The organism is Hymenobacter sp. 102, from assembly GCF_049949205.1.
In the GTDB taxonomy this organism is placed as follows: domain Bacteria; phylum Bacteroidota; class Bacteroidia; order Cytophagales; family Hymenobacteraceae; genus Hymenobacter.
Map to the genome: position 1 here is coordinate 1,498,876 of NZ_CP188172.1, position 23,015 is coordinate 1,521,890.

The 23,015-nt window shown below is 62.5% G+C and carries 15 protein-coding genes; 4 read left to right on the forward strand and 11 right to left on the reverse strand.

What is annotated here, in order from left to right:
• Window positions 1-47: 47 nt before the first annotated feature.
• On the reverse strand, window positions 48-716 hold the full coding sequence (locus ACN19L_RS06520) for an HAD family hydrolase (RefSeq protein ID WP_426492723.1): 669 nt from the start codon (window positions 714-716) through the stop codon (window positions 48-50).
• A gap of 128 nt (window positions 717-844) precedes the next feature.
• On the reverse strand, window positions 845-1,423 hold the full coding sequence (locus ACN19L_RS06525; RefSeq protein WP_426492724.1) for a glutathione peroxidase: 579 nt from the start codon (window positions 1,421-1,423) through the stop codon (window positions 845-847).
• Between the two features lie 183 nt (window positions 1,424-1,606).
• Here ACN19L_RS06525 and ACN19L_RS06530 point away from each other — a divergent pair, with 183 nt between their 5' ends.
• Window positions 1,607-2,686 (forward strand): 3-oxoacyl-ACP synthase III family protein, encoded by a 1,080-nt coding sequence (locus ACN19L_RS06530; RefSeq protein WP_426492725.1) that lies wholly within the window; start codon window positions 1,607-1,609, stop codon window positions 2,684-2,686.
• A 199-nt stretch (window positions 2,687-2,885) separates the two neighbouring features.
• Here ACN19L_RS06530 and ACN19L_RS06535 read toward each other — a convergent pair whose 3' ends face one another.
• Together ACN19L_RS06535 and argS are read right to left on the reverse strand one after the other, a co-directional pair.
• Window positions 2,886-3,467, reverse strand: coding sequence for a TIGR00730 family Rossman fold protein (locus tag ACN19L_RS06535; protein ID WP_426492726.1), 582 nt, complete (start codon window positions 3,465-3,467; stop codon window positions 2,886-2,888).
• 214 nt (window positions 3,468-3,681) lie between these two features.
• Window positions 3,682-5,475, reverse strand: coding sequence for an arginine--tRNA ligase (gene argS / locus ACN19L_RS06540; protein WP_426492727.1), 1,794 nt, complete (start codon window positions 5,473-5,475; stop codon window positions 3,682-3,684).
• A gap of 384 nt (window positions 5,476-5,859) precedes the next feature.
• Here argS and ACN19L_RS06545 point away from each other — a divergent pair, with 384 nt between their 5' ends.
• Complete coding sequence (locus ACN19L_RS06545) at window positions 5,860-6,672, forward strand: universal stress protein (RefSeq protein ID WP_426492728.1); 813 nt, start codon at window positions 5,860-5,862, stop codon at window positions 6,670-6,672.
• 188 nt (window positions 6,673-6,860) lie between these two features.
• Here the strand turns inward: ACN19L_RS06545 and ACN19L_RS06550 are convergent, their stop codons facing one another.
• From ACN19L_RS06550 to ACN19L_RS06580, 7 genes are all read right to left on the reverse strand, one after another.
• A complete protein-coding gene (locus ACN19L_RS06550) occupies window positions 6,861-10,046 on the reverse strand; it encodes a PAS domain S-box protein (protein WP_426492729.1) in 3,186 nt (1,061 codons plus the stop codon).
• A 48-nt stretch (window positions 10,047-10,094) separates the two neighbouring features.
• Window positions 10,095-11,453 carry a sigma-54-dependent transcriptional regulator gene (locus tag ACN19L_RS06555; RefSeq protein ID WP_426492730.1) on the reverse strand — a complete coding sequence of 453 codons (1,359 nt, stop codon included), beginning with the start codon at window positions 11,451-11,453 and terminating at the stop codon, window positions 10,095-10,097.
• Between the two features lie 496 nt (window positions 11,454-11,949).
• The gene (locus tag ACN19L_RS06560; RefSeq protein ID WP_426492731.1) at window positions 11,950-13,176 is read right to left on the reverse strand and encodes a DUF1972 domain-containing protein; all 1,227 of its coding nucleotides are present in this window, start codon (window positions 13,174-13,176) and stop codon (window positions 11,950-11,952) included.
• Between the two features lie 216 nt (window positions 13,177-13,392).
• The gene (locus tag ACN19L_RS06565) at window positions 13,393-14,520 is read right to left on the reverse strand and encodes a glycosyltransferase (RefSeq protein ID WP_426492732.1); all 1,128 of its coding nucleotides are present in this window, start codon (window positions 14,518-14,520) and stop codon (window positions 13,393-13,395) included.
• On the reverse strand, window positions 14,517-15,761 hold the full coding sequence (locus tag ACN19L_RS06570; RefSeq protein ID WP_426492733.1) for a glycosyltransferase family 4 protein: 1,245 nt from the start codon (window positions 15,759-15,761) through the stop codon (window positions 14,517-14,519). The genes ACN19L_RS06565 and ACN19L_RS06570 overlap by 4 nt, the downstream gene beginning before the upstream one ends.
• Window positions 15,762-16,493, reverse strand: a complete 732-nt coding sequence (locus ACN19L_RS06575; protein ID WP_426492734.1) for an acyltransferase — start codon at window positions 16,491-16,493, stop codon at window positions 15,762-15,764.
• Window positions 16,490-18,964: a hypothetical protein gene (locus ACN19L_RS06580; RefSeq protein WP_426492735.1), complete on the reverse strand. Its 2,475-nt coding sequence runs from the start codon at window positions 18,962-18,964 to the stop codon at window positions 16,490-16,492. Before ACN19L_RS06580 ends, ACN19L_RS06575 begins: the two co-directional genes overlap by 4 nt.
• A gap of 212 nt (window positions 18,965-19,176) precedes the next feature.
• On the opposite strand from ACN19L_RS06580, the gene ACN19L_RS06585 reads away from it, so the two are divergent.
• Window positions 19,177-20,871, forward strand: a complete 1,695-nt coding sequence (locus ACN19L_RS06585) for a helix-turn-helix domain-containing protein (protein ID WP_426492736.1) — start codon at window positions 19,177-19,179, stop codon at window positions 20,869-20,871.
• A gap of 247 nt (window positions 20,872-21,118) precedes the next feature.
• On the forward strand, window positions 21,119-22,996 hold the full coding sequence (locus ACN19L_RS06590; RefSeq protein WP_426492737.1) for an alpha-amylase family glycosyl hydrolase: 1,878 nt from the start codon (window positions 21,119-21,121) through the stop codon (window positions 22,994-22,996).
• The last annotated feature ends 19 nt before the right edge of the window (window positions 22,997-23,015 follow it).

A 23,015-nucleotide genomic window follows, 5' to 3' on the forward strand; every position in this document is an offset into this window, starting at 1 on the left:
TGTGGCAACGCATTGCCTGCGCCAACCAATTAGAATAGTGTATTTTTCTAGCCAGCAGATGGGGCTAATGCAGCAATCCGCTCGGCTGTCAGCTCATCAAAGTGTGCTACCACCAAGTCGGCATGACTCAAATCCTGCAGCGGAGAATGCGCACTGCTGTACCCGATGCAGTAAATGCCGGCCGCCTTGGCCGCTGACACGCCGTTGCTGGAATCCTCAATTACCACGCACTGGTTTTTGGGGGCCTCCGACAGGCTGGCGGCGTGCTCGAAAATAGCAGGGTCGGGCTTGGAGCGGGGGAAGTCTTCGCCGCTTACCAGGTGCGAGAAATACGGCCCCAGCGCAAACCGCCGCATCACCCGCTCAATGGTTGATTTAGAAGCCGACGAGGCCAGAATCAGCTGCAGCTGGTGCTGGTGCAGGTCTTCAATGAGGCGTCGCACTCCCTCCAGCAATTCCAGGTCGGGCTTCTCATCGAAGGCCCGGTTGAAAAACTCCCGCTTCATCAGCACCAATTCCTCCACGGCCGGCTCCAGGCGGTGCTTGTCCTTGAGGTATTGGTACACGTTTTTGGTGGAGCGGCCCGTGAACGTGGCGTACTCGGCCGCCGGCACCTCAATATTCAGCTCCGCAAAATGTCGGTAGTAAGCATAGCGGTGAACGGGTTCGGTATCGACGATGACGCCGTCCATATCGAAAATAACGGTGCGAACCATAGGGCGAAAATTGGCTTTCGGGGCGAAGGTAGCGCCCTGACGCAAGAATAGCGCGCAACCCGGGGCTGCGCGCTATTCTTATTGAAGCGCATTGAAACGCGGGCTACTAAAGGCCAGCCGACAGGTATTTACTTCATAATGGCTGCTACCAGCTCCTCGCTCATGGGCTTTACTTTGGACGGATAGAAGGCTACCACGTGGCCTTTCTCATCCACCAAATATTTGCAGAAGTTCCAGGTAGGCACGTCGCCTACCGCGCCGTTTTTCGCTTTGTCGCTGAGGAACTTGTACAGCGGGGCCGCGTCGTCACCTTTCACCGACACTTTGCTGAACAGCGGAAAGGTTACGCCGTAATTTTTCTCGCAGAACAGGGAAATCTGCTCGTTGGTACCCGGCTCCTGCCCGCCGAAGTTGTTGGCCGGAAAGCCCAGCACCGTCACTTTGTCGCCGTGCTTTTTGTACAGCTCTTCCAGCTCTTTGTACTGCGGAGTGTAGCCACACTCGGAGGCCGTATTCACGATGAGCAGCTTCTTGCCTTTGTACTGGCTCAGCTTTACCGGCTTACCGTTGATGTCGTTGACGGTGTAGTCGTACACCGTGCCCGTGGCGGCAGTGGTTTCGGAGGTCATGGCCGGAGTGGTGGAGTGAGTGGGAAACGAGGCGTAACCGGTAGCAACCAGCGCACCTAAGAGCACGAAAGCTTTCATTGCAAGCAGCGTATGGGGGAAATTCAGTGGAAAACCGCCAGACCTACGCAATGTTCGCGCCAGCAGTTTTGAGACTGACAAGGTACGACCGGTAAGGCCTCCGGCGGCGCTTCACGGGTTGCCAATGCCAAAAATCTGTACATTTGGCCTTGGCCGCGTCCTCATTCCCCGGCTGCCGTACGCATGCGTAAGACTCTCTATTCGGTCGTTACCGGAACAGGCAGCTACCTTCCCTCACAAGTTGTCAGGAACGAAGACTTTATCAAATCGTCGTTTTTTGATGCGACTGGCCACCCGCTCACCAAGCCGGGTGCTGAGATTGTGCAGCAGTTTGCCAACATCACCGATATTCAGGAGCGGCGCTACGCCGAGGATAATCAGGTAGCTTCAGATCTGGCGTTTCTGGCGGCCCAGGATGCGCTGCACTCCAGCCATACCGACCCTGAAACGCTGGATTACATTCTGGTGGCCCACAATTTCGGCGACGTGGCCCTGGACAACCGCCGCTCCGATTTCGTACCTACGCTGGCGGCCCGCGTCAAGCACAAGCTCGGCATTGAAAACCCCAACTGCGTAGCCTACGACCTGCCCTTTGGCTGCCCGGGCTGGCTGCAGGGCGTTATTCAGGCCGATTACTACCTGCGCTCCGGCGACGCCAAGCGAGTATTGGTCATTGGAGCCGAAACCCTCTCCCGCGTGTGCGACCCGCACGACCGGGACAGCATGATTTACGCTGATGGGGCCGGTGCCATGCTGCTGGAAGCCCGGGAAACCGACGCGCCGGTAGGCATTCTGGCCCACGGCACCCGCTCCGATACTATCCAGGCGGCGCACCTGCTGCGCATGGATAAGTCGTTCAATCCCGCCTACGAGGGCACTGAGCTGTTCCTGAAGATGGAAGGCCGCAAGCTGTATGAATACGCGCTGAAAACCGTACCTCAGGCCATCAAGGACACGCTTGATAAAGCTGGCCTGCCCATTACGGCCATGCGCAAGCTGCTCATCCACCAGGCCAACGGCAAGATGGACGAGGCCATTCTGAAACGCCTCTACGCCCTGTATGCTATTGATGCGGTGCCGGCCGGCGTGATGCCCATGACCATTTCCTGGCTGGGCAATTCCTCCGTAGCTACCCTGCCCACCCTGCTGGACCTGATGCTGAAAGGCCACCTGCCCGACAACGACCTACAGCCCGGCGACGTCATCGTGTTTGCCTCCGTAGGTGCCGGTATGAACTGCAATGCCGTGGTGTACCAGATGTGAAGTGTCATTGCGAGCAGCGCGAAGCACCCGAAGGACAGCGCAGCTAATCCTTCCTTTTCATAGGTAAAAACCCTGAGGAAATGACAAGCCCCTAACGTCCATGCTGGCGTTAGGGGCTTTTGCCTAGGTCAGAGTTGAGAGCTTCGTGACGTGTCATTGCTTCGCGCTACGCGCAATGACACGTCACAATTTCACCTGTTTAGGTAGTGCGCGGGGTGAGCCATTTTTCCAGGCTCACGGGCTCGTAGGCCAGCATGGCGTCCAGCATGCCGTGGGGCTCGGGGTGGCTGAGGAGCTGGTTGCGGTTTTCGCGGCGGAGCAGCGCTTCGTCGGCCATGTGGTCGAGGGCGCGGAGCAGGTGGTCGTAGTAGCCGGCCACGTTGAGCACTCCGATGGGCTTCTGGTGCAGGCCCAGCTGGCCCCAGGTGAGCACTTCAAACAGCTCTTCCAGCGTGCCGTAGCCCCCGGGCATGGCCACGAAGCCCTCGGCCAGGTCGGCCATCATCAGCTTCCGCTCGTGCATACTTTTCACGATGTGCAGTTCCGTAACGCCCCGGTGCTCCACTTCCTTAGCCACCAGAAAATCGGGAATAACCCCGATAACCTGACCACCGTGGGCCAGTGCGCTGTCGGCCACAGCACCCATCAGGCCAACCCGGCCCCCGCCGTACACCAGCGTGATACCCCGCTCGGCCAGGGCCTTGCCCATTGCCTGGGCCTGCAGGGTAAACTGTTCGTTGGTGCCGCTGCTGGCACCGCAATACACGGCTACGCTTTTCATAATAGTACTGTCATTGTGAGCATGTGACGCATCAAGCCCGTGTGGAAGCAATACTTCCTTCTCCGGCTCCGGGGTTTTGCCTACGTGCGAAGCCCCTGACGTGGCAACCACGTCAAGGGCTTATCAGATTTTTGAGAGTGACACTACGAAGGAGGAAGGATTAGCTGCGCTGTCCTTCGGGTGCTTCGCTCGGCTCGCAATGCCAGCCAGGTTATTACATCCGCTCAGGCACCTGAATGCCCAGCAGGCCCAGGCTGGCCTTAATGGTACGGCCGGTTTGGGCTGAGAGTGCCACGTAGAATGAGCGGCTGGTTTCGTTGGGCTCAGTGAAGATTTTGATGTCGGTGTAGAAGCGGTTGTAGGCGCGGGCCACGTCGTAGGCATACTGAGCTACCACGGCGGGCGAGAACGTGCGGGCAGCTTCCTGCACTACGCTGGCGTAGCGGCCCAGTTCCTGCACCATTTCGCGGGCGGCAGCAGGCAGTACCGGCAACGGGCTCAGGTCGGCCTCCTGGCTGATGCCCATTTCGGCAGCCTTGCGCAGAATAGCGGCAATACGGGCATGGGAGTACTGAATGAACGGTCCCGTGTCGCCTTCCAGCTTCACCGACTCTTCGGGGTTGAAAAGCATCCGCTTCTTGGGGTCCACTTTCAGCAGGTAGTATTTCAGCGCGCCCAGGCCCAGCATGTGGTAGAGCTGCTGTAGTTCCTGCTCAGGGAGGCCCTCGGTTTTGCCTTTTTCGAGGGTGGCAGCTTGGGCGGCCTCCACTACTTCGCGCACCAGCTCGTCGGCATCCACCACGGTGCCTTCCCGGCTTTTCATCTTGCCCGAGGGCAGGTCCACCATGCCGTAGCTGAGGTGGTAGATGGCGTCGGCGTAGGGCTTGCCCAGCTTCTTAAGCACGGCCTTCAGCACCTGCATGTGGTAGTTCTGCTCGTCGGCAATAACGTACACGCTCAGGTCGTAGCCGAAATCCTGGTACTTCAGTTCGGCCGTGCCCAGGTCCTGGGTGATGTACACGCTGGTACCATCGGCGCGGAGCAGCAGCTTCTCGTCGAGGCCTTCCTCCTTGAGGTCCACCCACACCGAGCCATCTTCTTTCTTGAAGAATACACCCTTTTGCAGGCCTTCCTCCACCCGCTCCTTGCCCAGCAGGTAGGTGCCCGACTCGTAGTAATACTTGTCGAAATCAACGCCGATGTTCTGATAGGTGGCGTCGAAGCCTTCGTACACCCAGCCGTTCATCTGCTTCCAGAGGCTTACCACGTCCTCGTCGCCGGCTTCCCAGGCGCGCAGCATGTCCTGGGCTTCCAGCATCATGGGGGCCTGGCGCTTGGCTACGTCGGCGGCTACGCCCTCGGCCTCCAGCTGCTTCACCTGCTCGCGGTAGTGCTTCTCAAACAGCACGTAGTATTTACCGGCCAGGTGGTCGCCCTTGATGCCGGCACTCTGCGGGGTTTCGCCCTGGCCATACTGCTGGTAGGCCAGCATGGATTTGCAGATGTGGATGCCCCGGTCGTTGACCAGATTGGCCTTGGTTACGGTAGCGCCGGTGGCTTTCAGGATTTCGGCCACCGAGTAGCCGAGGAAGTTGTTGCGCAGGTGGCCCAGGTGCAGGGGCTTGTTGGTGTTGGGCGAGGAGTACTCTACCACCACGTTCTGGGGGCCACCGGTGGGCACGGACGCACCCGCCGGCGTCTGACGGAGTTGCTCAAACGCCTTTATCCACTCGGCATCGGCAATTTCCAGGTTCAGGAAGCCCTTCACCACGTTGTAGCCGGCTACCAGCGGCGAGTTAGCTACCAGCCACTCGCCCAGGGCCTGGCCAAGTTGCTCGGGACCTTTGCCCAGCTGTTTGGTGAAAGGGAACGTGATGAGGGTAAACTGCCCGGCAAACTCCTTGCGGGTGGGCTGCAGCGTCAGCTGCGCGGGGGCTACGGCAGCACCAAATACCTGTTGGATAGCGGCCTGAAGAGCCGTTTTGAGGGTCTGTTCGAGTTGTTGCACGGAAAGCGAATCGCTTGATTACGTGAAGCCCACCGGGGGACTTCGGAAAGATTATCGGACTGGTGGCGGACCAAACGGGGCGTAAGCAGCAGCCATAGCGGGAGGCAGGGCCGCTGCACGATGCTAGCACCCACCCCGGCCGATGGTTACGCCGGGAGTCGTCGTTGCCGAAGCCAATAATCCGATACCATAGCTACTTATGCCGCTCGCATAAGGGCGGGCTGCTGATGCAAAGGTAAAAACCTACGCCGGAAGCCGCCCGAAAAATATCCCTTCCTCGCCGAAATGCCCTTCCGCAGGCGGAGCACGCCACCGCGCTACCCGGTTTCGCCGCAGCTACCATCATTCCCTTGCGCTGCACCCCGCCATTTCCGACCTTAGGCTATGGCTACCTCCCTACTCATCCTCACCGATTTTTTTCAGGCGGCCGATGCGGCCCTGAACTACGCTACCAATCTGGCTGCCCCCTTAGAGGCCCGCCTGGTGCTGTTGCATGTGCGCCGCGACTCCGTGCTGGACCCGGAAATGTTTACCGGGCAGCTCTCCAACCTCAGCCGCGAAGCCATTCACCTGGCCCTGAGCAGCCTAGCCCGCGACTTATCGGTACCGGTGGTGGCGGAGGTAGGGCACGGGCGCGTAGCCTTTGCCGTGGCCGATGCCGTGAGCCGCCACCACCCTGCCCTGGTGGTGCTGGGACGCCCCGACTTAACCAGCACGCCCGATGAGCTGGTCACTACCACTTCGCTGGATATTCTGCGCACGGCCCCCTACCCCATGCTGGTGGTGCCGCATACGGTACGCAATTCCGCCTTACCGCGCCGCGTGCTGCTGGCCACCGATGGCGAGGAGTTTACCCTGGGCCAGTTTGCCGGCACTGCCCGCCGCCTGCTCAACGCCCTCCGCGCTGAACTGACGCTGTTGCGCGTGGTACCCCAGGAAACGCCGGAAGCCGATACAGCCGCCTTGGACGCCGTGCTGCGCACCGGCCTGACTGCCGACCTATCCACCGTGCACACGCGTACGGTTACAGCCGAGCAGCCCGCCGAAGGCATTTTGCAGCTCGCTCCCGAGTATGATCTGGTAGTACTCATTGCCCGTCGCCGCAGCTTTCTGGGGCAGCTGTTTCACCGTAGCGTCACGGCCGATATCATCCGCCGCAGCTCTGTGCCGGTGCTGGTGCTGCCGGCTCAGGAGTGAGCGTGCCCACCCCGGCTAATGCTCCCAGCAGAAACCTAGAAAGAAACGGCTACCGCAGCACCTGCTCACGGCACCGGCCGGAGCCCCACCCCTCCCCACCGGAAGTAGCCGCCGATGATGACGGGGCAGGTGAGAGCGTCCTGAAAGCCGAGCTGCCGTTTTCATCGGACGTTACAATTGCCCCGTCATCACGCTACGGTACTGCGGCGCTTGGTCTGCTTCACGTCCCGCTCAATCTGGTGCATTACCTGGCGCAGGTTGGAGTCGATGACAGTGAGCAGGGGCTGCAAGACGGCAACCTCAAAGGGACCAGGATATTTTTCCAGGTGCTCCACGGGCTCCAGCACGGCTCCCATGTGTAAGTGCATCAAACTCGGCTTGATTTTGTGCGCTCCCGCCTGCAAGCGGGGTAGGCTACCGTCGGCCAGGGCACTGTGCAGCTCCTGCAGGATGGCCGTGCTACTCTCCAGGAAGGTTGCCAGCATGAAATCAATAAATTGCTGGTCGCCCCGGGCTGTTTCGTGGAGCAGGGCCAGGTCATAAAGCTTTTCCGGACGCTGCTCCTCCTGCTGCTGGGGGCGCGCAGTCCAGTTATACACCATCTTGAGCAGGTCCTGTTCCTGAAAGGGTTTGGCCAGGTAATCATTCATGCCGGCCGTAAGGCATTTTTGCTGCTCGCCCCGAATGGCGTTAGCCGTGAGAGCCACAATGGGGGTAGTCACCTCCAGCTCCAGACGTAAAAACTCGGTAGTTTCCAGACCGTTCATCACCGGCATCTGCACATCCATCAGAATCAGGTCGAAGGGCACGGCGGCTTGCCGGATCAACTCCACGGCCACTGCTCCGTTTTCGGCCTCCGTCACGTCCACGCTGGCCTGCATCAAAAACGACTTGGCCAGCAGGCGGTTGAAGTCGTTATCCTCCACCAGCAGCACACGCCGCCCCCGAATGCCGGCCTGAATGGCTTTGGTACCAAACGACACCGCTTTGCAGGGCATATCGGCAGCGGAGCCAATGGGTAGACGCAGGGTAAAGCTGATAACGGTGCCGTGATTTTTCTCGCTTTCGATGCGCAGCTCCCCTCCCATCAGGCCCACCAGCCGGCGACAGATACTCAGCCCCAGTCCCGACCCCCCAAACTTGCGCGTCACGGACGAATCCTCCTGACTGAAGGCGCTGAAAATCCGGCTCAGGTATTCCGGCGTGATGCCGATGCCCGTATCACTCACGGTAAACTCCACTGCGGCTTCCTGCGCCGTGAAGTCCACCAGCTCACAGCTCACTGTTACCTGCCCCTTTTCCGTGAATTTGACGGCGTTGCCAGCCAGGTTTAACAATACCTGCGTAATGCGGTACGGGTCACCGATGAGCACGTCGGGAATGCCGGCTTTCACCCACGTGACCAAGTTGAGGCCTTTTTCCTCGGCTTTGTACTGCAGGGTTTTCTCAATCTGCTGACACAGGGCCTGCGTACTGAAGCCGATGTGCTCCAACGTAAGCTTGCCAGCATCAATCTTTGATAAGTCCAGCACGTCGTTGATGATGACCAGCAGGTTTTCGGCCGAGGTACTGATGGCATTCAGATAGTTGTCCTGGGTTTTGGACAGAGGCGTCTTGGCCAGCAGCTGACTCATCCCCAGAATGGCGTTCATGGGCGTGCGGATTTCGTGGCTCATATTGGCCAGAAACTGGGCCTTGGCTTTCGAGGATTCCTCAGCCTGCTTTTTGGCCTCGCGCAGGTTGGTTTCCAGTAGTTTCTGGTGAGTAATATCCATGAAGATGCCCGTAGTGCCTATCACGGTACTGGCTTCGTCGTAGAGCGGTGCTCCCCCGATGAGCATCCATTTCAGAACTCCGTTTTTGGTTCGTACCTGCGCCTCATATACGTCTGAAATGCCTTGCAGACGCTCGATCTGCTTACGCTTCAGCAAGTCGTCATCATTCGTTGAGCAAATCAGGGAGAAGATGGAATGGTCCAGCATTTCCTCCTCCTCATAGCCGATAATTTCGCAGAAGCTATCATTCACGTAGCGGACCCGATCCTCTAAATCTACTTCTACCAGGCCCAGACTCATATTCTCAATGATGGTCTGGTACTTCTGCTCACGCCGCTTCAGCATGTACTCGTCCTTCTCCTGCTGAGTAATATCCTGGAAAGTCCAGAGGTGGCCGATGTTTTCGTGGTGGTGGTAGATAGGCTGGGAGCGGCGCTGAAACACCCGTTCATTGGGCAAATGCAGTGTTTCGGTGCCCTGCCAGCGCGTGCGGAACAGGTCCCGCAGACAGGTGCCTACCGGCATGGGGTGCGCCCTAACCACTGGCGACATCTCCAGGCACGAGGACAGATCCATACCGATGAGCTCATCGGGGGAGCAGGGCAGCTGGTTCAGCTGGCAGAACTCCTCGTTAGTGAGCAGCACCCGCGCGTGCTCATCCACCAGCAGAATTGCGTCGTTGAGGTTGGCAATCACGTTGCGCAGGCGCAGAGAGGAAAAAGCCAGCTCCGCCTCCGTTGTTTTGCGCCGGGTAATATCGGTGATAATACCCGAAAAAATCAGGGGCATTCCCTCGGTAGTGAGCCGGGTGACGGCTCCGCGGCACAGCACCCACTTGTAGCTGTTATCGTGACACCGCAGGCGGTGCTCAATGTTGAGCAGGGTAGTATGCCCCAGCAGTTGCTGCTGCCAGGCGTGGTGCACCAGCTGCAGATCTTCGGGGTGAATGCGGGCGGCCCAGGCCGCGTAGTCATTGGGAAATTCCTGTTCTGAGTAGCCCAGCATCTGGCGGTACGCGGCCGAAAAAACCATGCTTTCCGTTTGGTAGTGATATTCCCAAAACCCGTCCCCAATCAGATTAAAGGTTTGCCGCCACCGCTCTTCAGTGGTGACCAACTCCAGACTGGTTTTCTTCAGTTGGGTGATGTCCTCCATAATGCCGGTGTACACCAGCCCCTGGTCATCCTGGCGTGAGAGCACCGAGGAGCCCCGCCACCAGCGTATCGGCTGGCCGGGCACCACCAAGCGGCCCTCAAACTGCCAGGGAGTGCCCGTTTGGATGGATTTGCGCACCGAAGCCCGCCACTGTTCCTGGTCTTCGGGATGCACGAATTCACTTAACTGATCCGCTTCGTTCAGCTGAATGCCGAATATGTTGTAGAGCTGGGGGCTTACGTACTTGAAGAAAAAGGATCCGTCGAAGTTTTCGCGCCACTGGTAGAGCACCACCGGCACCTGCCCGGCTACGTTCTCAAACCGCTCCTCACTGGCCCGTAGCGCGTGCTGAAGCTGCTGTTGCTGCTCCTCCAGGTGTTGTACCTGGGCCCGTAACCAATCTATCTCGGCCTGCAACTGGGGAGAGTCCAGAAATGATACCATAGTTATACAGCGGGAAAAAGTAGAATCGATAGGTTCACATTTTCAAGGTTACAGCTCACCGTCCTGCACCATTTTGTAAATGGTAGACTTGCCAATGTCGAGCTTGCGGGCCACCAGCGGCACGTTGTGGTCGTATTTGTCGAGGTGGTGACGGATGATGTAGCGGCTGTATTCGCGCAGGGTGCGCTGCTCAGAGAGCAGGCCCAGGTCGGTACCGCTGGTAGCGGGCGTGAACAGCAGGTCGCGGGGCTGAATTTCCTGCCCATTACAGAGGGCCGCGGCCAGCTCCATAATAGTTTTCAGCTCCCGCACATTGCCAGGATACGCGTGGGCCAGCAACCGGGTCTGCACCGCTTCCGACAGAGTTGGGACAGGCCGCCCCTGCTCCTGGCTAAACTCCTGCAAAAAGTGCTGGGCCAGAAACAGAATATCGGAGCCCCGCTCGCGCAGGGGCGGCAACTCAATGGGCAGGCCAATCACGCGGTAGTATAAGTCTTCCCGAAACGCCTTTGATTTGACTTCATCCGCCAGGTTCTTGTGGGTAGCCGTAATCAGACGCACATTCAGCTTAATGCGCTCATTGCCACCTACCCGTTGCAGCTCCCGCTCCTGCAACACCCGCAGTAGCTTGGCTTGCAGGGGCAGGCTCAGTTCCCCTATCTCATCCATAAACAGAGTGCCGCCATTGGCTTCCTCAAACTTGCCGATTTTGCGGCTAATGGCTCCCGTAAAAGCGCCCTTTTCGTGCCCGAACAGTTCGCTTTCCAACAGTTCTGAGGGAATGGCGGCCATATTTACTGCTACAAAGGGCTTTTTACTGCGCTCCGAGTTCAGGTGCACTGCCTTGGCCACCAACTCCTTGCCCGTACCCGTCTCACCCGTGATGGATACGTTTACCGGCGTCTGGGCAGCTCGTTCCATCAGGTGGAAAGTGCGCTGCATGGCCGGGCTATTGCCCTTGAGCAGGCGCTGGAAGTCGTTTTTTTCCTGAAGCTGAGTTTGCAGCTGCCGCACCTGCTGGCGCAGGTGGGTAGTTTCGCGGATTTTGAGCACCGCGTTCCAGAGCAGGTCCTTCGTGTACTCGTCCTTCACCAGGTAATCGGTGGCCCCCATGCGCAGCAGCTCCACGGCCGTGGTAATTTTGCTTTGGGCACTGATTACAATGATGGGAAGCTCCGGCTGCTGCTCCCGGATGCGGCGCAGCAATTCCCGGCCTTCCATGTCCGGTAACCCAAAATCAATCGTTACTACATCAGGTGGCGTACTCAAGTGCCGCAACAGCTCCTGACCGGAGGTGTAGAGTGCAACCTGATAATCGGGGTTCAGCGACAAGTGATACTGCAGTAGTTGCCCGTACCACGGGTCATCTTCTACTATCACAATGGAAAAGGGTAGTGGTGAATTCATCGGCGGGAAGTAGTAGGCTCAAATAGTTCAGCCGGCCTCTACTAGCCAGGTAGGCACAGTAGAGAGCAGCGTGAACCGAAATCCGGTGGAAGCCCGTAGCAGCGGGCACGAGCGGCAGCCGCAGCAGCCGCATATGCAATTGACCAGCGGCCAGGTATATTCGCTGGTAGGAATAGTAGCCCTATACTTAGAAATATTACACTTCAGTTCCGCGAATAAAAAATGGTACCTAAAAAAGAACCCCAATGCCCATCAAGCTCGTACCATAGCGTACAAAGATAGATCTGGGTTGCATGAACGCGCAAAAAACCAGCCTGAGGCCTATTCCAAACACGAAATCCTCATTTATCTTTTTCCCATATTGATTCGAATAAACGCTTATTTATTGATCAATATCAAGTTTGGTTTGTACAAAATAATTCGCAACCTATTTATCTTCCCATATTAGAAAAATCAAATCCAAATTGAGATTATACCCTTTAGTTGATTAGGCAGACTAGTGTATCTGAGGGTATTCTTCCTCGTAGAACGGAATGAGCACTTGGTAATGAGCCAGCTGGTGCTGCAGTAGCTCCTGGGGGCCGAGTTGGCTGAGGCGCGGAGCCAGATTGGAGCTGGGCAGCGCAGAGCATACTTTCTGAATGAGGTAGCTGTATTTGCGGGCCACTACTTCCCAACGGTAACGACGGTGAGCAATTTCGCGCATGTTGCGGGCCAGGGCCTGCCAGGCCTCCCGGGGAGTGCCGGTGAGGTGGGCGCGCAGCTCCTCGGCGCTGCCGAAGTAGCGGGCTTTGTGCTCGGTGGTGGCTTTGTTGAAGGATACGTGAAAAGCCAGCACGGGCAGGCCCAGGTGCATGGCCTCCACCAGCGAGGGGTTGGTGCCGCCGGCACTGTGGCCGTGCACGTACACGTAGCAGTTGCTGCGTAGCACATCCAGGGTGGTCTGGTCGTAGATGGGGTCGAGCAGGTGCAGGTGGTCGAAGCCCTGGTAACGGGCCCGCAGCTGGCGGCCAAACTCGCTGTTGTTCCAGTTGCCCACCAGCACGAAGGGATACGCGGGCAGCTCGGCAAACACGCTCAGAATAAGCTCCACGTTGTTTTCGGGCTCGATGCGGCACACCTTGAAGGCGTAGGGCTCCTGCAGGAACGGGTACTGCTGGCAGTGGGCCGGGGTGCTGGGCTGGGGCTGGGCATGGTCGCCGCCGTACTCAATCACGCGGCTGCGGGTGCTGTAGGCGCGGGCCGTGTAGTTCTGGATGGCGTCGTTGTCGGAAATATCGGCGTGGCTGAAGCGCACGGCCAGGTACTCGGCAAAGCGCAGGTACCACTTGGCGGGCTTGCTCCACTTGGCCCGCCGCCACTCAATACCATCAATGGAAATGATGATGCGCTTGCGGGTGAACAGCTTTACGAAGGGCAGCAGAATCCCGCCGGAAACGCCCAGAATCAGCAGCACATCGGCAAAGAACAGCGCGTGCAGAATGGAGAGGCAGTCGTAGAGGATGCTCTGGAAGCCGTTGGCCTCCAGCGGCAGGTAGCGCAGGCGGGCGCCCTGGTAGTGCGTCTGGCGCTGCTCCTTAGGATATTTCTTGCCGCTGCAGTACACGGTCAGTTCGTGCTCGGCGTGCAGGTATTTCACCAGGTAGGCCGTGAGGGTTTCGAAGCCGCCGTAGCAGGCCGGCAGCCCCACCGTGCCGATAACGGCTACTTTCTGTGATTTCATGGATTGGGAGGTAGTGATGCGAGGATGGGAAGAATGGTGCCGATGGGCCGGCCCGGAGACGCAGTACTGGGCGTCTAATCGTTGCTGATGTTGGTTGTTTAGGAGCCGCCTGAACGGTGTAGAGATGCAATATTTTGCGTCTAATCGTTGCTGATATTTTGGATTCAGGGCCGGCCGTTCAACGGCGAGACGCAAAATCTTGCGTCTCTACACCGTTCAGGCGGCCTGGGAGGCGGCGTACACCACTGGAATCTGCGCTGGAGCTTCGGGAGCGGCGAAGCACTGCTGTACCTGAAAGGCAAAGGCTTCGGGGGCGAAGGCGGCGGCGCGCTGCCGGGCGGCGGCGGCCAGGCGGGCGTAGGTACTGGGGTGGCGGCGCAGTAGCTCCAGGGCCTGCACCAGCCGGGGCAGCTCCCGGCCATCGAGGGCGAAACCCGTCTGGCCCACCACGTTCACCTCGGCTACGCCGCCCACCGGGGGCACCACCACGGGGCGGCCGTAGCTCAGCGCTTCCAGCACCGTCATCCCGAAGGTTTCCACCCACTCATCGGGGCGGGAGAGGTTGAGCACCACGGCCGCCCGCTGGTAGAAGGGGTGCATGTTGCCGGTGGTGGAAAACAGCGCGAGGTTGGCCGGGGCCGGGTGCGCGAGCCGGTAGGCCTGCACGGTGGGCGTATCGGCGTTCAGCACCAGATCAAAGCGCATATCGGGCAAGGCGGCCGCCAAGGCATAGAACTCGGGCACGCCCTTGTAGTCCTTCAGCGAGCAGGCCATGAGCACTGTGAACGGGGCAGTGGCCGGCGGTGCCTGGGCGGCCTGCCGCACAAAGGCCGGACTCAGGGCGTTGTAGATAACCCGCTGCCGGCGCACCCGCAGCTTCAGCGTTTCCCGCACGTACTCCGACACGAACATGGCCTCGTGGGCCGTGCGGTTCACCACCGCGCACAGCAGCCGCCTAAGCAGCGCGGGCCGGATGGACACCTCGTGCACGTGGTACACCACCCGCGCCCCCCGGCACCGGCCGGCCAGCGCCGCGCCGAAGGGCAGCAGCGAATTCACGTACACCACCGAGCCGGGCCGGGCCAGCCGCAGCACCTTCCAGAACACCACCAGCTGCACCCAGCCAAAGCGCAGCAGCGTGCGCCACGCGCTGGCCGACCATTGGTAGGGCAAGGCGTGGGTGCACACCCCGGGCAGGTGGCTGAGGTGGCCGGCCGGGCCGGGCGTGGCCGTGAGCAGCTCCAGGTGGTGGCCGGCCTGGTGCAGGGCAGCCAGGGCCTGGCGCAGCACCAGCGGGCTGCCGCTCCGGTCGTTAAGCAAATGAACGGCAATGATGTGGCTCATGAGGCAAGAACGTGGGTGTAAATGGCCCGCAGCTGCTCGCCGCGGCGGTTCCAGGTGTGGTGAGCGGCTACGTGGCGGCGGGCCAGGGTGGCCTCGGCAGCGCGTAATTCAGGGTTGCGCAGCAGGGCGGTGAGGCGGGCGGCAAACTCGTCGGCGTTGCGGGTGAAGGAGCCGTAGCACACCTTCAGGCCCGAGGCCGGGGGCACCAGCTCGCCGGGGCCGGCGTTGGCGTAGCACAGCACCGGCACGCCGTAGCTCAGGGCCTCGGGCACCACCATGCCCGCGCCTTCGTGCGAGGGAAAGAAGAACACCGATGCCTGGGCGTAGCTGGCCAGCACCTGCTCGCGCGGCAGCCAGGCCTGGTGCCGGGCGCAGTGCTCCAGGCCGTGGCGCCGCAGCAGCTGGTGCAGCCGCGCCTCCTCGGGCCCGCTCCCGATGAGCTGCAGCCGGCAGCGGCTTTGCTCCTGCGGGCTGAGGGCGTGGTAGAAGCGGGCGAAGGCGGTAATCACCATGTCAAAGCCCTTCAGCGGTACCATGCGGCCGGCAATCATCACCACAAACTCGTCGGCCGGGGTGGCCGGGGCCGGGGTCAGGCGGGGCAGCTCCACGGCCACGGCGGGCACCAAAGAGGCCTGCCGGCCGCTGAGGCCCAGCACCGGGGCCACCGTGGAGTTTACGCAGAGCACGTGGCCGGCGCGGCGGCGCGTGAGTTGCAGAAACGGGTCGAAGCGCCAGAAGCCGCGCTTCATCGTCCAGAGCAGCCGGTCGCGCAGGTAAGCGCGGCGGCCGTGGCGGGTGAGGTGGTTGCGGGGAATGGCCGGGTGGTGGCCCACCGGCCCCCACACCAGCGGCCGGCCCAGCAGCCACAGAAACGAGGGCGTCCAGTCGCTGTGGAAGTTGAGGCTGTGCACCACATCCACGGCCGGGCGGCGCCAGCACAGCCACAACCCCAGACTCAGCTGCCACATATAAAAGTAGAGCACCGACAGCAGCGGCCCCTTCTTCCACCACCGGCACCAGGCCGGCAAATCGAAGTAGCGGAACTCGATGCGGGCGGCCTGGGCGGCCAGCTCGGGGTGAGCCCGCAGGTACCGCTCGATATCGGGGCGGTTGTTGCGGCGCGTGACGGCCACTACCTGCTGGTGGCGGGCGGCCTGCAGCAGGAAGTTCCAGCCGGTGGCATCCTCCGAGCCTTTGTAGGGGTTCACGGCGTAGGCCGTAATGAGTACACGTGTTTCCATTTAGGCGGGTTCGGGCTGAAGGTGAGCGGCGCGCACCGGGCGGGCCACCCGGGAGCTGATGACGCGGGCCGGCACGCCGGCGGCCACGCAGTTGTCGGGCAAGGAGCGGGTGACCACCGCCCCGGCGGCCACCACGCAGCCCGCCCCGATGCTCACCCCGTCGAGCACTGTAACCTTGCTGCCAATCCAGCAGCCAGCCCCGATGTGGATGCCCCGCTGGGTGGTGCCCTGCAGCCGGATGGCCGTCTGCACGTCGGCGTGCACGTGGTTTTCGGGGTGGCAGCTGAAGTACTGGCCGATGATGCAGTCATCGTCGATGCGCAGCCCGCCGCCGCCGCCCAGGTAGGCAAACTCCCCGATGCCCACCCGGTTGCCGATGAAGATGTACTGGCCCGGTGCCTGCAGGGAGGTGGACACAATTACCTGGCTGAAGGCCCCGATGCTGACGTGGTGGCCCAGCTGCAGGCCCCCGGTAGAAAGGCCGCTGAACCGCACCTGCTCGCCCACCTTCAGCCACTGGCCAAACCGGATGCTGCCCAGGTACTCAAACCGCACGCCGCGGCCCAGCATGGCCCCGTGGGGGTTGCGGCCGCGCAGCCACAGCAGCTGCCCGCGCAGCAACGCCCGGGCCGTGCGCCAGCCAAAGCCGGCCACCCCGCTCAGCCCCACGGCCGGGTGGATGGAAAAATCGGGGTTGCGGAGGCGCACCAACCGCGTGAATAACTGTCTCATTGAATTTCCTGCCGGATATAGGTGCTGATGGTGGATAGCGTCGCGTCCAGGTCGTGGTTGCGGATGGGGATGTAGCGCGAGTGGCGGTAGCGGCTGCCCAGCTGCCGGAACAGGTCCTGGTATTTGCGGGTGAGCAGGGTGATGTCGGCGGCGGGCATTTCCTGCTTGCGGCGCAGAATCTCGGCCGCATCGGCGTAGAGGAAGAAGTTGAGCCGGGGCTTGTGCACGAAGCGGTACAAAGAGCGGGTGAGCCCCTCGGGCAGGCGCAGGTTGCTGCGGCGGCTGTCGTTGATGAAGTCGAAGTAGTACCGGTCGTAGAGCACGATGTGGCCCCGGCGGGTGTGCTGCAGCCACACCACGGCCTGCCCCACCACGTAATCGAGGTAGTAATAGGCGAAGCGCACCAGCGAGGACAGCTGGCTCTGGTTCCGGCCTTGGCGGGGCAGGCTCTGCACGGCGCGCTGCTCGGCCCCGGCCTTGCCGTACTTCCAGGCGCTGAGAATGGGCAGCACCGAGGGCCGGTGCCGAATCACCACCACCCGCTTGCGCCACTGCTTTTCCAGCCCATGCCGCACGTGCTCAATCACCGTCGATTTGCCGGCCCCGTCCACCCCGCTGAAGGTGATGAGCATGCCCTGGGGCCGGAAGTGCGAGGCCAGCGTGTGCCAGCCGTAGGCCAGGGCCCGCCGCCCGCGCAGCAGCCACCCGTTGCCGGGCTGCCGCTGCACGGCCCGCTGCAGCGCCGGCAGCAGCGCGGCATCAAACTCGGCGGCCTCGGCCAGGGAGCCAAACGAGAGGCCATAGTCGCGGCGCAGATTGTCGAGCAAAGCGCGCTGCTCCGCGGCGGGCTGCTGCTCGAAGTGCCAGAGGTGGCCGGCGGGGACGGAGCTGCCATTCAGCCAGTAAAATAGCCAGGTGTAGGCGAAATCGTGGGCTAGGGAAGGCACCGGCACGCCGGGGGCCACGGTGCGCGCCCCGGCCAGCACGGCCGGGGCCGGCAGCAGCCGCAGGGTTTTGCGCTCTACCTCGTGCAGCAGATCAACCGACAGAAACGTGTCGTCGTGCAGGTGGCAGTCTACCGACAGCATGTGGGCCTGGGGGCGCACGGTGGCGGCGCGCACCAGCGGGTGGCGGCGCAGGAACCGGGCGGTGGCCCGGGCGGCGGCCCGGGGCAGCAGCGCGTCCACGTCGGAGGTGGGGCGCAGCTCGTAGGCGTCGGCGGCGCGCAGCTTCAGCACTACCCCCCCCCGGCCGGGCAGCGCGTCGAGCAGCTCGGCCAGCACCAGCCGGCGGTGGGGCTCGGTGGGGGCCAGCTCCAGGTTCACGAGGCCGTGCCAGCCGGCCAGCAGCCACTGCACCTGGGTGTGCCACTCGGGCTGGGCGTGGTAGAGCAGCAGGCCGCTGCTCACCTGGTGCAGCAGGTACAGGTGCCAGGCCAGCCGCACTTCCGCCGGGGCCAGACCGGGGTCGAGCTGGGCGGCCAGGGCCAGCGCCTGGTCGCGGATGAGGGCCGGGGCCAGCCGCTCCACCAGCAGCCCCTGCTGCACCTGAAAGTGGAACAGGTCGTAGAGCACCGGGGCCTGCTCGGTGGCAAACTCCAGGTCGTAGAGGGCCAGGTGGCCGGGGGTGGCCTCGTCGGGGCCGGGGGCTACCCAGCAGTTCCAGGGCGTGAAGTCGCCGTGGGCGAAGCCGAAGCCCAGCTGCTGCTGGGGGCTGAGGCCGGCGAGCAGCGTGGCCAGCTGGCGGCGCAACCCCACGGGCAGGCGGGTATCGGGCAGGTTGAGCAAATCGGCTACCTGATGGTGCACGGTGTGCCAGAACTCGGTGGCGGCCAGGGGCAGGCGGCGGGCGGCAGCGGCCGTGGCGCACAGGTAAGTGCGGTGGGGCAGCTCCAGCGAGGCGCTGCGGGTGGCGCGGGCGGGCTGCACATCGGTCTGCACCAGCAGGCCGGGGGCGCTGGCCAGCAGCTGGGGCAGCGGCACAGCCCGCAACGCGGCCGGCCGGGGGCGGGCCAGCACGGCGGCCTCGCGGGCTATTCTGGCTTCGGCCTCAGGGCCCAGCGCCAGCTTGGCGAATACGCGGCAGCCCTGGGCATCGGGGGCGCAGCACACGGCTTTGCGGTTGGGGCCGGGCGTGCCGGTGAACAAGGCAAACGAGCCGGGCAGCCAGCCGGGCCGGGATTCGGCCTGGTAGCGGCCGGGCAGCACCGGAAACAGCAACCCCTGCAGGCGGCAGGCAAAGGCCAGCCGCACGGCCTGGCTGAACAAGCGGGCTTTCCAAGTGGTGGCGTTGTAGAAAGCCAGGAACAGCGGCTGCCGCTCCCGCGCCGGCCACACCCAGCGCAAAGAGCCATCGGGGTTGCGGATGCCGCGCAGCTGCAGCTCACCGTCGGGCCGGGCCGCGAAGCCCAGTCGCCCCAGCAGCCCGGTCAGCAGGTCAGAATCAGAAGAAGTCGTAGAGGTTTGGCGCATGCCGGCCTCGTTGCCAAGTCAGTGCCAGCCCCTTTTTTTATTTTCAAATCCTTAATTAATAACCACTTAATCCCGCAGCCCCACGCCCACTTGTCCACCGGCTGGAGCGCACTCCAGAATCTGGAGCGGCGGGCGCGACCGGGTGCCAGGACGGGGCGGCGGTACCCCCGCGCTTTCCCCGTTACTTTACGGCTTTCGTCTATTCGTCTGCCGTGTCTGCTCGTCCGTTTCTTGGTTTTTCGCTGCTTCTCGTGCTGCTCACCTGGCTGCCCTGGCCCGGGCGGGCCGCTGCGCCCCAGGTCGATTCAACCCGGAAGCCGGTAGCGTACCACTTCGTCATCACCAGCCTGCCTACCAACACGCCCGCCGATGCGGCGGTGTATCTGGTAGGCTCGTTCAACCACTGGCAGCCGGCCGATGCCCGCTACCGGTTCCGGCGGCAGGCCAACGGGCTGTACGGGCTCACGCTGCGCACCAGCCTGCCTGGCTTCGAGTACAAAGTGTCGCGGGGTAGCTGGGTCGCCATTGAGGGCAGCGGGCACGGGCAGGTGCGGGCCAACCGAACGGTAACGCGCCAGCAGGCCCGGGCCGGCGACGTGGAAATCCGGGTGCTGAGTTGGGAAGACCTCTCCGGCACGTTCCAGTTTTACTCGCTTTACGACCTGCTACTGTTGTTTTCGTGCTTCCAGGCCGCGTTGCTGCTGGTGGCCATTCCCAGTATTCAGCAGGCCAACCGGGCGGCCAACCGCTGGCTGCTGGCCCTGCTGGCGCTGGGGGCCGGGGGCACGCTGCTCACGGTGCTCAGCAGCTACCGCGCGGTGGCCAACGCCTACGCCCAACTCACGCTGCTCCCCGATTTCGTCTGGTTTCTGTACGGGCCGCTGTTCTACGGTTACATCCGCCGGCTGCTGTTCAACGAGGGGCCGGCGCGGCAGCAGTGGTGGCAGCCGTGGCGGCCGTGGCTGCCCGCCGTTGGGCAGGCGCTGGTGTACCTGCCCTATTTTCTGCTCGACAGCTACGAGTTTCAGCTGCGCCTGGTGAGCCACGACGCGGGGCTGCGGGCCGTGCTGCTGCTTACCGGGCTGGTGGCACTGCTCACCAACGGCGCCTACTGGCTGGCCTGCCGCCGGGCCATCCGGGCCTACACCCGGCAGTACGAGGCCAGCGTATCGTACGCCCAGAACCTGCGCTACCTGTCCACGGTGCTGGGCATTCAGGCCGTGTGCCTGGGGTTGTGGGCCTTCCTGTTTGGGGTGGTGCTGGCCAGCCGCTGGGTGCCGTTCGACGTGTACACCCTGGCCGCCCGCAGCCAGGCCCTGATCTGGCTGGTGTTTTCCACGCTGCCTTACTTCCTGGGTTACGTGGTGCTGCACCAGCCCGAGATTTTCCGACTGGTACCGGCCGCCGAAACCCGGCCCACCGGGCCGGCCGAGGTGCCCCCCGCCGCCGACTGCCCGGCCCCGCCCTCGCCTGCCACTCCCCCACCGGCCGCCGACCGGCCACCCGCACCCCGGCCGGTGCCGGCAACCCCGCGCCCGGCCCGCGTTCCGGCGGCTATCGACCTGGCTACTGCCCAGGCCACGGTGGCCGCTTACATGCGCGCCCACAAGCCCTACCTCAACCCCAGCCTCACGCTACCCGAGCTGGCGGCCGAGCTGCAACTGCCCCCGCACGTGCTGTCCCGGATTATCAACGAGGGCTTCGGGCTGAACTTCTTCGACTTCATCAACGCCCACCGCGTGGAGGAAGTAAAGCAGCTGATGACTTCGCCCCAGGCCCGGCAGTACACCTTGCTGGCCCTGGCCCTGGAGGTAGGCTTCAACTCCAAAACGGCCTTCAACCGTGCCTTCAAAAAGCACACCGACCAAACCCCCAGCGCCTTCTTCACCGGCCTGCGGGAGGAGTAGCACCCGGGCCCAACGTGCCACTTTGCGAAAGGCGCACCACTTTATAAAGACGCTAAAACACTTATTATTAGCAAATTAACTAACACAACCAGTACAAACGGCGCTGCCTGGCAAAGTGGGGCGAGGGGCCGGCTGCCACCACCGAGATTTGCTTACCGCCGTGGTCAAGCCCCCCAGCCAGCCGCGGCGGGAAGCCTTCTGTTCTTCCCACCCGGTGGCCGCTCGGGCCGCCCCGTTTTTCCCCGTTATGGTATTTCGTTTTTTCCTGCTGGCCCTGCTGCTACTGGCCGGCAGCGCCCGGCCCTCGGCGGCGGCCCGCCCCACCCCCATCCAGCGCATCGACCCCACCTTCTGGTGGGTGGGCATGAAAAACCCCAGGCTGCAGCTGCTGGTGCACGGCCCCGGCCTGGCTGCCAGCACGGCCTCCCTGAAAGCCTACCCGGGCGTTACGCTCGACGGGTTTCAGCGGCTGGAGAGCCCCAACTACCTGCTCATCAACCTCACGATTTCGCCGGACGCCCGGCCCGGCCGGCTGCAGCTGACTTTTACCGGCCAGCAGAAATTTACCTACCCCTACGAGCTGCGGGCCCGCACCACGCCCCAGGACCCGACCAAGGTGCAGGGCATCAGCAGCGCCGACTTCGTGTACCTGCTCATGCCCGACCGGTTTGCCAATGGCGATCCGACCAACGACGTGATAAAGGGCAACCGCGCCCCCGGCGTGGCCCGCGACTCGATGTATGCCCGTCACGGCGGCGACCTGCGCGGCATTGAGCAGCACTTCGACTACCTGAAGGAGCTGGGCGTCACGGCCATCTGGCCCACCCCGGTGGTGGACAACAATATGCCCAAGGCCGGCTACCACGGCTACGCCCTCACCGATTATTACCAGGTGGACCCGCACTACGGCTCCAACGAGGACTACGTGCGCTTTGTAAACCGCGCCCACCAGCAGGACCTGAAGGTGATTCACGACGTGGTGCTCAACCACATCGGCAGCGGCCACTACCTCTGGCTCGATCAGCCGGCCAAGGATTGGTTTCACCAGTGGCCCACCTTCACGCGGGGCAACTACCGCAACGGTACCGTGAACGACCCGCACGTATCGGCCCTGGACCGCCGGCTGTTCAGCACCACCATGTTCGACACCACCATGCCCGACCCGGCCCAGGAAAACCCGCTGGTGGCTACGTACCTGATTCAGAATTTCCTGTGGTGGATAGAATACACCGGCGTGGATGGCTACCGCGTGGATACCTACACCTACTCCGACCCGACCTTTCTCATGAACTGGGGCAAGGCTATCCTCGATGAGTACCCCAGGCTGGGCATGTTTGGGGAAACCTGGATGCAGGAGGCCGAGGGCGTGGCCCAGCAGGCGTTCTGGACGCGCAACGTGTTTCCGCCGGTGAACGGCTTCAAGAGCAACCTGCCCGGGGCCATTGATTTTATTCTGCGCCAGGCCCTGCTGGAAAGCCTCACCAAACCCGCCGGCTTTGCCGAGGGCGTGGCCAAGCTCTACTACGCCGTGCAGGGCGACTGGATGTACGAGGACGCCAGCCGCAACGTGATTTTCCTGGATAACCACGATGTGGACCGGGTATTTTCGGTGCTGGGCGAGGACGTGCGCAAGCAGAAAATGGCTCTGGCCTGGCTGCTCACCGAGCGGGGCATTCCGCAGCTCTACTACGGCACCGAGGTACTGATGAAAAACTTCAGCCGCCCCGATGGCCTGCTGCGCTCCGACTTCCCCGGCGGCTTCCCCGGCGACCAGCACAACGCCTTTTCGGCCGCCGGCCGCACCCCGGCCGAGCAGGACGTGCACGAGTACGTGCGCCGGCTGGCCACCTACCGCAAAACCCACCCCGTGCTGCACACCGGCCAGCTCACCCACTTCGTGCCCGAGGACGGCGTGTACACCTACTTCCGCCACGACCAGCAGGGCCACAGCGTGCTGGTGATGCTCAACTGCAACGCGGCTGAGAAAACCGTTCCGCTGCAGCGCTTCGCTGAGCGCCTGCGCGGCTTCACCACCGCCCACGATGTGCTGACGGACGCTGCCATACCCGATCTGCACACGGCCCGCGTGCCCGCCTACACTGCGCTGGTCTGGGAACTGCGCTAAGCCAGGTTGCCCCGGCTTG